Source organism: Ensifer sp. 4252, assembly GCF_050434565.1.
Classification (GTDB): domain Bacteria; phylum Pseudomonadota; class Alphaproteobacteria; order Rhizobiales; family Rhizobiaceae; genus Ensifer.
Window position 1 is genome coordinate 18,286 of record NZ_JBNDIU010000005.1, and the last position, 13,283, is coordinate 31,568.

General features: G+C 61.9%; 13 protein-coding genes. 5 read left to right on the top strand and 8 right to left on the bottom strand.

Annotated features, from left to right (window positions below; all coding sequences use genetic code 11):
* Window positions 1-69 precede the first annotated feature (69 nt).
* The gene (locus tag ABIE33_RS13285; RefSeq protein WP_429125600.1) at window positions 70-1,764 is read right to left on the bottom strand and encodes a GMC family oxidoreductase; all 1,695 of its coding nucleotides are present in this window, start codon (window positions 1,762-1,764) and stop codon (window positions 70-72) included.
* A 199-nt stretch (window positions 1,765-1,963) separates the two neighbouring features.
* Here ABIE33_RS13285 and ABIE33_RS13290 point away from each other — a divergent pair, with 199 nt between their 5' ends.
* Window positions 1,964-2,911 (top strand): LysR family transcriptional regulator, encoded by a 948-nt coding sequence (locus ABIE33_RS13290; RefSeq protein WP_429125602.1) that lies wholly within the window; start codon window positions 1,964-1,966, stop codon window positions 2,909-2,911.
* A gap of 64 nt (window positions 2,912-2,975) precedes the next feature.
* Here ABIE33_RS13290 and ABIE33_RS13295 read toward each other — a convergent pair whose 3' ends face one another.
* A complete protein-coding gene (locus tag ABIE33_RS13295; protein WP_429125604.1) occupies window positions 2,976-3,158 on the bottom strand; it encodes a hypothetical protein in 183 nt (60 codons plus the stop codon).
* A 298-nt stretch (window positions 3,159-3,456) separates the two neighbouring features.
* Here ABIE33_RS13295 and ABIE33_RS13300 point away from each other — a divergent pair, with 298 nt between their 5' ends.
* A complete protein-coding gene (locus ABIE33_RS13300; protein ID WP_429125606.1) occupies window positions 3,457-3,603 on the top strand; it encodes a DUF1127 domain-containing protein in 147 nt (48 codons plus the stop codon).
* Between the two features lie 359 nt (window positions 3,604-3,962).
* Here the strand turns inward: ABIE33_RS13300 and ABIE33_RS13305 are convergent, their stop codons facing one another.
* From ABIE33_RS13305 to ABIE33_RS13315, 3 genes are all read right to left on the bottom strand, one after another.
* Window positions 3,963-5,846: an AI-2E family transporter gene (locus ABIE33_RS13305; protein ID WP_429125971.1), complete on the bottom strand. Its 1,884-nt coding sequence runs from the start codon at window positions 5,844-5,846 to the stop codon at window positions 3,963-3,965.
* Between the two features lie 124 nt (window positions 5,847-5,970).
* Window positions 5,971-7,191: an NAD(P)/FAD-dependent oxidoreductase gene (locus ABIE33_RS13310; protein ID WP_429125608.1), complete on the bottom strand. Its 1,221-nt coding sequence runs from the start codon at window positions 7,189-7,191 to the stop codon at window positions 5,971-5,973.
* Window positions 7,192-7,284: 93 nt separating this feature from the next.
* The gene (locus ABIE33_RS13315) at window positions 7,285-8,466 is read right to left on the bottom strand and encodes a low temperature requirement protein A (RefSeq protein WP_429125609.1); all 1,182 of its coding nucleotides are present in this window, start codon (window positions 8,464-8,466) and stop codon (window positions 7,285-7,287) included.
* A gap of 362 nt (window positions 8,467-8,828) precedes the next feature.
* Here ABIE33_RS13315 and ABIE33_RS13320 point away from each other — a divergent pair, with 362 nt between their 5' ends.
* The 3 genes from ABIE33_RS13320 to ABIE33_RS13330 all read left to right on the top strand — a co-directional run bounded on the left by ABIE33_RS13320 (window position 8,829) and on the right by ABIE33_RS13330 (window position 10,410).
* Window positions 8,829-9,143 carry a PepSY domain-containing protein gene (locus tag ABIE33_RS13320; protein ID WP_429125611.1) on the top strand — a complete coding sequence of 105 codons (315 nt, stop codon included), beginning with the start codon at window positions 8,829-8,831 and terminating at the stop codon, window positions 9,141-9,143.
* Between the two features lie 44 nt (window positions 9,144-9,187).
* On the top strand, window positions 9,188-9,790 hold the full coding sequence (locus ABIE33_RS13325; RefSeq protein WP_429125613.1) for a general stress protein: 603 nt from the start codon (window positions 9,188-9,190) through the stop codon (window positions 9,788-9,790).
* Between the two features lie 134 nt (window positions 9,791-9,924).
* A complete protein-coding gene (locus ABIE33_RS13330) occupies window positions 9,925-10,410 on the top strand; it encodes a pyridoxamine 5'-phosphate oxidase family protein (protein ID WP_429125615.1) in 486 nt (161 codons plus the stop codon).
* Window positions 10,411-10,549: 139 nt separating this feature from the next.
* Here ABIE33_RS13330 and ABIE33_RS13335 read toward each other — a convergent pair whose 3' ends face one another.
* The 3 genes from ABIE33_RS13335 to ABIE33_RS13345 form a co-directional block, all read right to left on the bottom strand.
* Window positions 10,550-10,912 carry a hypothetical protein gene (locus ABIE33_RS13335; protein WP_429125617.1) on the bottom strand — a complete coding sequence of 121 codons (363 nt, stop codon included), beginning with the start codon at window positions 10,910-10,912 and terminating at the stop codon, window positions 10,550-10,552.
* A gap of 170 nt (window positions 10,913-11,082) precedes the next feature.
* The gene (locus ABIE33_RS13340; RefSeq protein ID WP_429125619.1) at window positions 11,083-12,087 is read right to left on the bottom strand and encodes a Gfo/Idh/MocA family protein; all 1,005 of its coding nucleotides are present in this window, start codon (window positions 12,085-12,087) and stop codon (window positions 11,083-11,085) included.
* Between the two features lie 12 nt (window positions 12,088-12,099).
* Complete coding sequence (locus ABIE33_RS13345) at window positions 12,100-13,263, bottom strand: adenosylhomocysteinase (protein WP_429125621.1); 1,164 nt, start codon at window positions 13,261-13,263, stop codon at window positions 12,100-12,102.
* Window positions 13,264-13,283 lie beyond the last annotated feature (20 nt).

Consider the following 13,283-nt stretch of genomic DNA (forward strand, 5'->3'; position numbering starts at 1 on the left):
CGATCGTCCGAGACGCGCTGGTTGATTGCTCCCGCTGTCAGGCGGCTGGTGCCGCCTGAACTGTCCTGACTACGCCCGCTTTTGGGCGTCGCCGATGATCCAGCGTGCGGCTTTCTCCGCGATCATCATTGTCGGCGCACTGGTGTTGCCGCTGGTAATGGTCGGCATCACGCTGGCATCGACCACCCGCAGTCCCTCGACCCCGCGAACCCGAAGCCGGCTGTCGACGACGGCCATGCCGTCGTCCTTGTCGCCCATCCTGGCGGTGCCGACGGGATGAAAGATGGTGTTGGCGATATCACCGGCAAGTTTCGCCAGCTCGCCGTCGCTTTGGAACTCGACGCCGGGTTTCCATTCGATCGGCTCGTATCGCGAAAGCGCCGGCTGGCTGACGATCGACCGGATCTGGCGAATGCTGTCGCCGGCGATCTTGCGGTCCTCGTCCGTGCTCAGATAATTCGGGGCGATCGCCGGTGCATCGCCGCGATGGCGCGAGCGGATCCGCACGTGGCCGCGGCTCGTTGGATTGAGATTGCAGACGCTGGCAGTAAAGGCCGGGAAGCTATGCAGCGGCTCGCCGAAAGCATCGAGGCTGAGCGGCTGCACGTGATATTCCAGATTGGCATGGGCGCGGTCGGGGGCGGAGCGCGTGAAAGCGCCAAGCTGCGATGGCGACATGCTCATCGGTCCGCTGCGCTTCAACACATATTCGAGCCCGATCCGGGCCTTGCCGGTCAGATTGCTCGCCAGCGTGTTCAGTGTCATGGCATTCCTGACCTTGAAGACGGCGCGGATCTGCAGATGGTCCTGCAGGTTCTCGCCGACGCCGGGCGCGTCATGTTCGACGGAGATGCCCATCGCCTGCGACAGCGCGGCCGGTCCGATGCCCGAGAGTTGCAGGATTTGCGGCGAGCCTATCGCCCCCGCCGAAAGAATGACCTCGGCCGTCGCCCGCACGGTCACCTTGTCGTGGTCGCGGTAAAGCGAGACACCGGCGCAGCGCTTGGCGCCATCCACGGTCGTTTCGATCAGGAGCTTTTCGACCTCGGCTTGCGTCCAGACGACCAGATTGTGGCGATGGCGCACCGGCCGCAGGAAGGCCTTGGAGGTGTTCAATCGCCAGCCCGACTTCTGATTGACCTCGAAATAGCCGACGCCCTCGTTGTCGCCGCTGTTGAAGTCGGTCGACCGCGGGATGCCCGCCTGGACGGCGGCCTCGGCGAAGGATTCGAGGATATCCCATTTCAGCCGTTGTTTTTCGATGCGCCATTCGCCGCCGCGGCCGTGCATGTCGGAAAACCGGCTGTTGTCACCGGTGAGGGGATCGGCACCACCGTCGAGCCGATAGTGATCCTCATGGGCCTTGAAATCCTGAAGCGAGTTCTCCCAGGACCACTCCCGGTCGTTGGTCTGGGCCGCCCAGCTCTCATAGTCGCGCGATTGTCCGCGCATGTAGATCATGCCGTTGATCGAGGAACAGCCGCCAAGCGTCTTGCCGCGCGGATAGCGCAGCGACCGTCCGTTCAATCCCGCTTCCGGCTCGGTCTTGTAGAGCCAGTCGGTGCGCGGGTTGCCGATGCAATAGAGATAGCCGACGGGGATATGGATCCAGGGATAGTTGTCGCGCCGGCCCGCTTCGATCAAGAGGACCCGCTTGCCCGGATCGCGGCTGAGGCGGTTGGCGAGCAGGCAGCCGGCCGAGCCGGCGCCGACCACCACATAGTCGAAAACGGCGGCATCAGCAGTCGAGGTGTCGGTCTTCATCGCAAGCACTTTCCAAATACAGGCGAAAGGGCGATGGGCTGACCGCGGCGAGCAGAGGCGCGCGTCGACCGGAGAACACCTGACCCTTTATAATTTCCATCAGCGATCGCGGCATTGCGATCCTCCCACAGCCAGTAAACGGCTACCGCATTGGGAAATCCAATGATAAATACGCCTGAGAATTATAAAGGATATTTATATGGCTGATCATCTGGATCTGCGATTGTTGCGGGCCTTCGTCACGGTGGCGCGGGAAGGCAACGTCACGCGGGCGGCCGAACTGCTGCATCTGACCCAGCCTGCCGTCAGCCTGCAGGTGAAGCGCCTGTCGCAGGAATTGGGCCTCACACTGTTCCATCGAACGGCAAGCGGGCTCGAATTGACCCGCGACGGCGCGCTGCTGGCGGCCAAGGGCGAGCAGGCGCTGGCGTCGGTGACCGAGTTCAGGCAGACGGCGATGCACCTGACGGCGCAGCTTCGCGGCAAGCTGCGGATTGGCACGATCATCGACCCCGAATTCACCCGGCTCGGCGCCTTCCTCCAGGCTTTGGTCGAAAGCGGACCGGGTATTGAAACCACACTTCGCCAAGGCATGAGCGGCGAGGTCGCGATCGGCTTGAAGCGCAACGAGCTGGACGTCGGGTTCTTTCTCGGCGACCTCGATGATTTCGGCACGAGCACGGATGTCCTTAATCCGGAGGCGGAGGCTCAGTTCTTCGTCAAGCCGCTGTCGAGGTTGACCTATCGCGTTGTCGCACCGCCAGCCTTTGCCGGCATCGTTACGGATAAGGACTGGAGCGAGCTTGCGGCGCTGCCCTGGATCGGAACGCCGCCGGCCTCCGTCCACCATCGGCTGCTTGCCAGGAAACTCGGCGAGTTGAACCTCAAGCAGAACGTCGTCGCTCTCGTCGATCAGGAAACGTCGATGCTGGCGATGGTCCGCACGGGGCTCGGCCTCAGCCTCTGCCGGGAGTCGATCGCGCTTGCCGAACGACAGGCAAGCGGCCTCGTCATCGCCGATAGGGTCAAGCTCGAAACCACGCTCGGCTTCGTCTGTCTTCGGCCCCGGCGAACCGATCCCAACGTCGCGCTCGCCTTCGAGGTCATCGACAGAATATGGCGGATGGATCGAAGAGAGCCAGGCTAACGATCGCTGGCGTAGTTACAGAACCGCCCGGCCGGAGCCCAATGCAAGCGGTTTCGCTGCCAGCTTACTTCTTCAGTTTGGAGTAATCGAGTTTCGGCGCCTTCGTCAGGTCGTCCTTGGTGGTGTCAACATGGGCCTTCCAGGTGCCTTCGTCTTCGGCAAGGGCGATCGACGCGGGGCCGTCGCGGCGCGCGAGATCCGGCCGGCGTCGGGACCGTCTGTGCGGAAAGCGCGGCGTCGATACCACAGGGGGCGGACCCGACGGCAGTTGATAAGGCTCTGTGGCGAGCGAAGCATGAAGGCGGCGATCGGCAGTGTCAGCAAGAGGCGGGGGCGGTTGATCGCCGTGGCCGTCCTCTCCGGTTCAACTGCCCGGTAGCTGCAGTACCCATGGGGCACAATGATCCATGCACTTCTTGCAGAGGTGGGCTGAGGTCTTAGCGCTGCTCTTGGAGAGGGCTATCACCTATATTCCCCCCATCGAAGCGAACGAAGCGCCAAGGACTGGCTGCTAGGCTTCGAAAGCCCACGGAAAGGGGATCATCATGAACGTAGCACGCTCTTTCAACAACTGGCGCAAGTACCGGCAGACGGTCTCCGAACTGGGCCGCATGTCCGCTCGCGAACTGCGCGACCTCGGCATCGAGCGCGCCGACATCCAGACCATTGCCCGGGCTGCCTTCGGCCGCTAACCGCGCCTGAGACCATTGACGATTTCAAGAAGCGCCCGCTCGGTTCCGAGCGGGCGCTTTTTTGTTTTGTCCGCCGATCATGTGTACGGCGAAATCGATGGGTGGGTACGAGCGGCCGAAGCCGACCTCGTTACATCGCGTCCGGCTTGGCCTCGTCAGTCAACGCACGAAATATGGCTCTGTTCCGAAGGAGGGTCGTGATCGGTGTGTAAGCAATTACTTACTATCTGGTGGTCGATTTGTTGCATTCAGACAGGGTAACACCCGCTTCCGGAACACAGGCGCCGGTGTTTTCAGCATCGGATTGACCATGTCCCAAGCAGATAGGGGCGACCCGCTCCGGCGTCCCGCAGGCGTCATTATGCGTGTTGCGGCACCAGTCGCCGCCGTGCCTTGGTCTTGCTTGGGGCGGCAAGCGGAACCGATGGTCGTTTCGTCAGTGCTTCGATCGCTGCCGTTGTCATGTCTGATGCAACGAAGTCGGCCCCCGGCATCTGCTCTGTACTTGCATCTGTCTTCATCTCTCCCGCTGCACTGTCGGCAGAGGTATCCCAGATGACGATGCCCACTCTGGCCTTGGTGTTGACGCGCTTGAGGCGGCGCACGACGAAGCGGGCATGCTTGACCGAATCCCGGTTGAGAAAGCAGACGACGATCGCGTCGACGGCGTCGGTCTGGAGCTTGCGGATATTGGCCGGTTCGATCTCGTGAAAACTCAGGGCGGTCGCGGCGGCGCCTTCGGCACGCAGCACCTGCGCGAGCATCGCGGCGGAGACATCGTCGATCTCGCCCCGGCCGCCGACGCACAGGATCGTCATGCCTTCGCCATTCGGAATGGGCTGGCTTGCTGGTTCTCCCTCCTCGTCTGCGTTCTCATCCTCATCGTCCTGGCTTTCCTCGATCGCAATGTCTTCGAGGTTGGACACCAGCGACATGCCGCTTGCAGCGACACGCAGCCGTTGCTCTTCGCTCATCACCCCGCGGGCACGATCCTGCTCTGCCAGCGCTAGTGCGGGCATTGCCACTTCGCCATAGTAGTCGACGAGGTACTCTTCCTCGAGGATTTCTTCGGCCTGATCGGTCGCTTCGTCCGGATCGCCGGCCAGGAGCCGCTGGTAGAGGCGCGCGTGCGGCGCGAGCACCGGGTCGCTGCCGAAAAGTACCTGCAGGAACTCGAATTGCGGCACGTGCTTGCCGAGAACGACGAGGCAGACCGTCAGCGGCGTCGACAGGATCAGGCCGACCGGCCCCCAGATCCAGGCCCAGAAAATCGCGGAAACGATGATCGCCAGCGGTGACAACCCGGTCTTGGAGCCGTAGAGCATCGGCTCGACCACATTGTTGATCACCAGTTCCATCGCCACGAACAGGCCGGCCGTCCACAGCAGCATTGACCAGCCGCTGTCGACCGCGACCGACAGGAACAGCGGAAGGACCATTGCTATGATGGGGCCGATATAGGGAACGAAGCGCAGGACGATCGCCAGCAGCCCCCACAGCACCGCATTGGGTATGCCGATGAACCAAAGGCCGATGGCGACCGGCAGGCCATAGGCGGTGTTCACGATCAACTGCATCAGCAAGTAGTGGCCGACACGCGTGCCCGCGTCCTGCAGGCCTTCGGTGGTTCGGTGCAAGTCGCCGAAACCGGCGAGCCGGATGAACCGGTCCCTGAGATCCTCCCGTTCCAGCAGCATGAATATGACCACCACCACCACAAGGCCGGCCATCGCCACCGGGCCGATGAGCGGTGCGATGATATTGGTCAGGACCGCGATCGGATTGTCGGGGGAGTAGATCTCGACCAGCAGCGGATCTCTCTTCGGGCTCTCAACGCCCGTCGGCGTCTCTGTCGTCGGTCGGTCTATCTCGCGGTTGATGCGTTCGACGACGTTTCCGATGCGATCGATGATACCGTTTTCGGAGCCGGCCTCCTTCAGGGCCTTCACCTTCATGACGATGTTGGATTGATAGGCCGGTAGGTTCTTTGCCAGTTCTCCGACCTGCAGAGCGACGACGAGGCTGAAAATACCGATCAAGGTAAAGGTGATCAGCGCGGTGGAGATCACCGCAAACGCCCGGGGCAGGCCGATCCGACGCAGCGCCGAAACCACGGGCGCAAGCGCGAAGGTCAGGAGCAGCGCGACAGCGATCGGAAGAAAAACGTCGCGCGCGAGGTAAAGCACGGCCGCAGCGCCGACAAGGGTCAGCGACGTGGGCATGGCCGGGCGCACGCCCTGCATCGAGGGCGCGCCGAGATCCCGGATTTGATCGATTGCCTTGCCCAAGCTTATTCCCCCATGGATACATCAGAAACTATCACGAATGACCGGCCGGGAAACGCAGCGCTGCTCTCCACGCCGACCGTTAGACGAACGGAAACAGCGAAGCGTCCGGGTCGGCATGTCCCAGGATGCTCGACGAAATGAGCTCGGCCGCGATCTGGCTGAAGGTGATGCCGTTGCCGCCATAGCCCATGGTTGCAAAGGTATTTCGCATGCCGGGAACGTGGCCAATCATCGGCAGGCCCTGCGTAGTGATGCCGAAGGCGGCGGCCCATCGATAGTCGGGCTCACCGATCTTCATCCCGATGAGGTCGGAGAGCTTTTGCCGTAGAGTGTCGGATTTCGCCTTGAGCTTCGCCGGATCCTCGAAGGCATCCTCGCTCTTCTCGTCCTCGCCGCCGACGATGATGCGGCCGTCCCGCGTTGAGCGAAAATAGAGATACGGGTCGGCAGCTTCCCAGACGAGATAGTCGTCGAGCCATTCCGGCCGTGGATGGCGGGGCCTGGTCGCCATCGCCCAGGTCGAGACGATGGCATGGTTCTTGTTCGCGACAGCGTCGAGAAATTCGTAGCCGGTGCAGAAGACCACATGGGTCGCGACGATGATCCGGCCGTCGGACGTGGCGACGGCATTTCGCCCCTCGACTTCGCGAATATCGGTAATCTCTATAGTTTCTACGATAGGGACGCCGTTCGCCTGCGCGTGGCGGAGAAAGCCGGCGGTCAACTGGGCCGGATTGGCCGATGCGGAGACTGTTGTCTCGATTGCGGCCGTGCGGTCGATATCGAACCTAGCGCGCAGCTCGACTCGTGGCAGAAGCGTTGCGGTGAGGCTTGCAGCCTCGCGCGCCTCGACTTCCGCCTGCAGCGCGCGCGCACCAAAGCTCGAGCCTGAGAGATAGAGCGTGTTCTTCCGTTGGAACTGGCAGTCGATCTGCAATGCGGTGACGAGCGATGCGAGGTGTTCGACAGCCGTTGCCGAGCGCTGCCAGATGCGTGCTGCGTCGGCAGTGCCGCGCAGGCGGTTCAACTGATGCAGCGGCACGTCGATTTCATGCTGGATCATCGCGGTGCTGGCCATGCTGCTGCCGCGTATCGGCTTTCGGCGGTCGACGATCAGCACACTTAGATTGTGGCCGATCAGAGCATTGGCCATCAGCGCGCCACTGATCCCGGCGCCGACGATCAGCACATCGACGTCATGGGTGGCGAGCCGCCTTTGCGTCCTCACCGCATGGCGCGGAGTATCGGCCCAGAGAGGCTCGGCCTTCCGAAGGTCCCGTTTGCGGGTCAATGTGTGCAAATGTCCCTCCAGGTCTGCGCTTCGTGAATGCGCAGACGTCGATTAAGTTCCTTGCACCGCCTGCGGCCGTGCATCCCTTGGCAATCGCTTTGCTCAGGCGGTCGACGCAGAAAGACGGCGCAGGGCCAGATATTCCCACAAGGCGACGATCAGTAGCACCACGGTCGCGGCGGCCTGAACGATGTAGTTGGGGGCGACGGGCACGATGAGGATCGCGACGGCAAGCAGCACCAGCCCGGCGATATGCGAGACCGGGAACTGCCGGGTCGCGACGGCCTTGATCCATATGTTTCCACCGAGGAAAAGCGCCGGGCCGCCGAGCATGGCGAGCGCATGTTTCAGCGAACTCGGTTCCTCGGCATGCGACAGGCTGAAGTCTTCCCCGACCGCCGTCAGGATGATGCCGGCGACAACAGGCAGGTGGCCATAGGTGAATAGATTGAGCGCCAGGGTTTCCGGCTTCGATGTCGCCTCGGCTTTGGACGCGGCCTTTTCCTGGCCGTGGTGGAAATAGATCCACCACATGAAGCCGGTGCTGAGGAATGCGCTGCAGAACACGGCAAAGGTCATGTCATCCGTCATGTGTTCCGTCGCATTGCGGCCGGTGGTCAGAATGGTCTCGCCGAGGCAGATGATGACGAACAGCGCGCATCGCTCCGCCATATGGGCGCCGGACACATCGAGCGTCTCGTCGGGCGATCTGCCGAGAAACGGCACGTAGTATCTGAGGGCCGGCGAGGCGTATTCGACAAGGAGGGCGAGCGCCCACAGGACAAGGCGCCCTTCGAGTTCCATCAGCCCGCCGGCAAGCCAGAACGCGCTGGAGAGCAGCATCCAGATCGTTATGCGCAGGAAGGTCAGGAACGATCGCCTGTCGGCATGACGAAAGGCATAGAGCGTGAACGCCGACCGACAGATCTGCATGCCGCTGTAGATGGCCGCAAAGACCAGCCCCTGATCGCCGAAGGCTTCGGGCAGGGCGATCGCCAAAAGCACGCCGGCAAACATGAGGCCGAACAGCAGCAGGCGGACCGGCTCCTTTTCGGTATCGAGCAGGTTGGTCACCCATGTCGTATGGATCCAGACCCACCAGATCGCCAGGATCAGCAGAACCGCCTCGATGATGGCCGTAGTGCTGAAATCCGACGCGAGCTTGTGGGCGAGCTGAATGAGCGCGAAGACGAAAACGAGGTCGAAGAACAGCTCGGGAAAACTCGCACGCGTCTGGCCGGCATCCGCCTTCCTGATCCAGTCACTTTTCTGGTTGCTCGCCATTCAGGTCGCCGATGCCGCTTAGATTGACACTTGGATGGAACTAGTGCGTCCGCAAATTTCAACAACGTCGGTCGTCATGTCTGTGCCAAGCGAAAGCGGTCGTCGCATGTGACACGTTGCCGTTCGAGCTTTGCGATCGCTCTCTGCAAACGACATTTGAACATTCGCACGGGACGCGCGTTTTGCTTAACGTTCGCTGCAAAGCAGGCAGGCATTGACGTGCCTAATCGAGGACGCTTGCCCCGCCGATAACATATTCAGTTAATTGGATAATTTTAAATTTCTTCTGACGTGAAACAGGAACCATCGCCAAGAACTCGCGTTGTCCCAGCATCGTTCAATCACGTAGCAAGGAGACAACAATGAAAAGAATGATCGCCGCGACGGCCATTCTGGTGGCAGGCGCCCTCAATGCCTACGCACAGACGCCGACCCCTTCGCCGGAGGCGGAAACGCCAGCCGTTGCCACGCCCGACACCACCAATCCGACCGCCCCTGTTGCAGGCGCCAACAGCTTCACGGAAGAGCAGGCACGCGCCCGCCTCGAAGAGAACGGCTACACCGCGATTTCTGGGCTGAAGTTGGATGACAAGGGCATCTGGCAGGCCTCCGCCACCAAGGACGGCAAGGCTGTGACCGTCGCGCTCGACTACCAGGGCAACATCGTCGCCAACTGATGTTGGCGGGAAGAACTCCGCAAACCAATTGAAGGAAAACCACTATGAAAACTGTGACGGGACTTTTCGACACCTATGACGAAGCTTCGGAGGCGGTGCGTGAGCTGAAAGCGGCTGGTATTGCCGATGACGACATCAGCATGGTCGCAAGCAATGCCGAAGGCCGCTACAAGGTCGACGACACCGAAGGCGCCGCTGGAGGTGCGGGCACCGGTGCCGGCATCGGTGCTGCTGTCGGCGGCGCGGGCGGCCTTCTGACCGGCCTTGGACTGATGGCGATTCCGGGCGTCGGCCCGGTGGTCGCGGCCGGCTGGCTGGCGGCAACCGCGGCAGGCGCGGCAGCGGGCGCAGTCGCCGGTGGTGCCGCCGGCGGCATAATCGGTGCTCTGACGGGTTCCGGCGTGCGGGAAGAAGATGCGCATGTCTATGCCGAGGGCGTTCGTCGTGGTGGCACATTGGTGACGGCGCGCGTTAACGACGGCGACGTTGCGCAGGCAGAGGCAATTCTGCAGCGCTCGAATTGGGTCGATCTGGAACAGCGTCGTTCGTCTTACCGTGAGCAAGGCTGGAACAGGTTCGACGAGACGCTCGATCCCTATAGCCCGGCACAGATTGAAGAGGAGCGCGCACGATACGCCAACCGTTAGCCCGCATCATCAGCCACAGGTGGCCGGCCAAGTGGTCGGCCCCTGTTTTTGACCCTCACCGCCTTTCGCGCCTGCCCTCGAAGGCCATCGTGAAAGATGAGCCGTGTCGGCGCGTTGAACCAAGGAGACATACAGTGGCAACTCCCGAAGAACTCAAGAAGAAATTCTGGAAGGCATTGAAATCGGACATGACCGTCATGCTCGGTCTGCCCGAAAAGGAGCATGGGCACACGCGCCCGATGACCGCACAGATCGAGGGCGAGCAGGGCCCGATCTGGTTCTTCACCGTTAGGAGCGCCGTCGTGGCCCAGAATGTGGCTGCGAACACCCCTGCCATGTTCGCTTTCGCCTCCAAGGATCACGAACTGTTTGCAACCGTTGATGGGGGCCTTCGCCTCGATAACGACCGCGCCGTGATCGACCGGCTGTGGAACCAGTACATCGCCGCCTGGTACGAAGGCGGCAAGGACGACCCCGAGCTGGCCCTGCTGCGCTTCGAGCCCAGCCATGCGGAGATCTGGCTCAATGAGAGCAGCCTGTTTGCCGGTATCAAGCTGCTCCTCGGCAGCGATCCCAAACAGGAGTACAAGGAGAAAACCGCAAAGGTGGAACTTTCCTAGAGCGGTTCCGGTTTGAACGGAGTCGTAGAAACGCTCTATCTCTTTCTTCCAAGCCTTCACGTCCCAAACAAAGCCCTGCGACGGGCAGGTGTCCACCGCAGGTGTTTTCTTGATTGACGAGCGCATTCCGCCGCGAGTGTTACTTCGCTTCGGTCAGCGTTTCGGTGCCGCTGCCATCCTTGCCGGTGATCGTCCAGGTGCCATCAAGCGAGCCGTCGCCGTTGACCTTGTAGACGATGAGGCCGAGGGCATCGCCCAGGACATAGGCTGCGGCAAAGGCATTGCCATTGAGCATGCAGACGCCGGTGGATTTCACGCCTGCCGTGTCCCATTCGATGACGCAGGTGGTTTCGCTCGCAAGCGTAATTTCCGCCGTACCGGAATAGCTGGAACCATCCAGGTTCGTGCCTTCGACATTGTATTTGCCGGCGTTGACCGTCTGGGCGTTTCCGGCCGCGGCCGCGGCGAGAAACAGCGCTGCGGTGAGCAACAATCTTTTCATAAGTCCCCCAACAAAGCCGCGCGCCCCTCGCGCGGTTCGCGATTGTTACGCACAAACCATGACGTTAGAAACGGCTCGCGAGACCCGCTCGCAATCATTTTTGGTGGGGTCGCGCGTCCTTGTGGCCGGGCGTCGGAAAATGGGCTGAGACGGGGCGCGAGCGGCTCCGTTTAAGCACTGCTTGCGGATGATATCCTTGCCTGTTCGTCCCAGGCGGAGAGCAACGACATGATCTCAAGCGAATCGGCCAACCGTGGCGCGGGTCGCGGGGCATCCTTCAGTCCGGCCTTCAGGCAGTTCTCGACCAGTCGCACCTGATGTCCGAAGGCGTCATGGTCGGAAAGAACGACGATTTCCTCGGGCGCCTGGCCATACTCGCAGAATTCCAGGCGATTTTCGCCCGCAGTCGGCAGCCACGGATTGGTGAGAAACCGTAAGGTGCCGCGCTCTCCACGTATGGAAAATGAAAAGGACATGCCAAAGCTGTCGGTCGACTGCAGCGTGGCGAGGACGCCATTGTCGAAACGAACCGACAGACTGGCGTCGCAGATATTGCCGTCATGCGACGAGACATTGCCGAGGGCGCTGGTCGACCGGCTTGAAAAGGCATCCCGCCCACAGGCCGTCTGGATCACGTAATGCAGCAGCGAGGCCGGGTAGCAGCCGAGATTGAAGATCGTCCCCTTGCCCATCGGGTTGACGAATTTCCAGATGTCGGCGGCGTAGAGGCCGGACACCGAGCGGATTGCTCCGAGCCGGCCGGACCGCAAGATTTCGCCGGCCTTGGCCATCAATGGATGGCAGAGGTACATCAAGCCTTCGAGAAAGAAGATGCCGCGGTCACGCACGGCCTGCGCCAGGGCCTCGGCTTCAGCCATCGTCGTGGTCAGCGATTTCTCGGACAGAACGGCCTTGCCCTTTTCCGCGGCACGGATCACCGCCTCATGATGCATGTTGTTGGGCAGGCCGACATAGACGACATCGATGGCCGGATCGTCGAGCAGCGCGTCGTAACCGGAGTAGTGCCTGGCGATGCCATGTCGCGCGGCAAAATCCGAAAGTCGCTGGGGATCGCGCCCGGCGGCTGCCTCGATGCGGGAGCCGTCGCTCGCAGAGATGGCCTCGGCCATGGTGTCGGAGATGAAGCTCGTCCCAAGAATTCCCCAGCGCAGCATCTGTCAGTTCCCTCAGTGGTGCAATTCAAGATAGGCGGATGCCACCATGGCGTCGATGTCTCCGGGTACCGGCACGATGCACATCGAAGCGTCGAGCGTGCGGCTCGCCACCCGCTCCAGGCAGCGTGCCTGGAGTGCAAAGCCGAGATCCATGGATTCGACCGAATTGCCAAGTGCCCTTGGCCCGGCAAGATTGGCCATGTGCCCTGCGCCGAGACTATGGATGCGCCGTCCATCGGCAAGGACGAGCGTCTCGATGCCCTCGTCAGGGTAGGTTTCCACCGCCACCACCGCGTCATCAGCGCGCATGGCGGAAACATCGATCTCGTGCGGGAAGTGCCCGCCGTTGAGGAGGATCACGCCGTCCTTGAGGGCGGCGAGATCGCACGTCGTCAGGATGTTCGCAGAGCCCGTGACCGTGACGATCACGTCGGCCGAGCGTATGGCGTCATCGCGGCCGGGCGTCGAGAAGCCGTCGAGATGGGCTTCGAGCGCTGCAACCGGGTCGACGTCGACGACGCTGACGGCGCTGTAGGCATTGCGGAAGCAGGCAGCGGTGCCCTTGCCGCAGGCGCCATAGCCGAAAACGGTCACGCGCTTGCCATTGGTCGAGCGGTTGGTAAAGCGCATGTAGCTTTCGAACAGGCTCTGGCCGACCGCATGGCGGTTTTCGGCAAATTGCTTGATAGGGCTGTCGTTGATCACCAGCACCGGCAGGCCGATGGCGTCGCGCATCGGTTCCAGCCGGGTCCGGCCGGAAGTGGTCTCCTCGGTGCCGCCGAGCAATTTCCGATAGGGCCGCTCGGCAACACGGGCGAAAAGGTCGCCACCATTGTCGAGCAGCAGGTCGGGCTGGTGATCGAGAAGGGCGTCGATGAAGCCGGAATGGGCCGTCGCATCGGTCGTCTGCCCGCCGATGACGGCGATGCCCTGATGCTTCAGATAATCGACCGTCGCCGGCTGTGTGCTGTTCAGATTGCCGGTTGCCACCAGTTCCGCACCACCGGCCTTGAGCGTCATCAGGAGGGCCACCGTCTTTGGCTCCAGATGGATCGCCGTTCCGATCGTCAAGCCCTTGAACGGGCGGGTCGTCGTGAACTCGGCGGCAATGGCGCGCAGAAGTGCGCAGCTTTGGCCGACCCACTCTATACGGGACGGATGGTTGTTGGTGGTCATGATGAGGATCCTGGCTGTCT

Coding starts and splice junctions, on each gene's coding strand:
- ABIE33_RS13285 (WP_429125600.1), bottom strand. CDS start 1,764: ATGAAGACCGACACCTCGACTGCTGATGCCGCCGTTTTCGACTATGTG.
- ABIE33_RS13290 (WP_429125602.1), top strand. CDS start 1,964: ATGGCTGATCATCTGGATCTGCGATTGTTGCGGGCCTTCGTCACGGTG.
- ABIE33_RS13300 (WP_429125606.1), top strand. CDS start 3,457: ATGAACGTAGCACGCTCTTTCAACAACTGGCGCAAGTACCGGCAGACG.
- ABIE33_RS13305 (WP_429125971.1), bottom strand. CDS start 5,846: ATGCAGGGCGTGCGCCCGGCCATGCCCACGTCGCTGACCCTTGTCGGC.
- ABIE33_RS13315 (WP_429125609.1), bottom strand. CDS start 8,466: ATGGCGAGCAACCAGAAAAGTGACTGGATCAGGAAGGCGGATGCCGGC.
- ABIE33_RS13320 (WP_429125611.1), top strand. CDS start 8,829: ATGAAAAGAATGATCGCCGCGACGGCCATTCTGGTGGCAGGCGCCCTC.
- ABIE33_RS13325 (WP_429125613.1), top strand. CDS start 9,188: ATGAAAACTGTGACGGGACTTTTCGACACCTATGACGAAGCTTCGGAG.
- ABIE33_RS13335 (WP_429125617.1), bottom strand. CDS start 10,912: ATGAAAAGATTGTTGCTCACCGCAGCGCTGTTTCTCGCCGCGGCCGCG.
- ABIE33_RS13340 (WP_429125619.1), bottom strand. CDS start 12,087: ATGCTGCGCTGGGGAATTCTTGGGACGAGCTTCATCTCCGACACCATG.
- ABIE33_RS13345 (WP_429125621.1), bottom strand. CDS start 13,263: ATGACCACCAACAACCATCCGTCCCGTATAGAGTGGGTCGGCCAAAGC.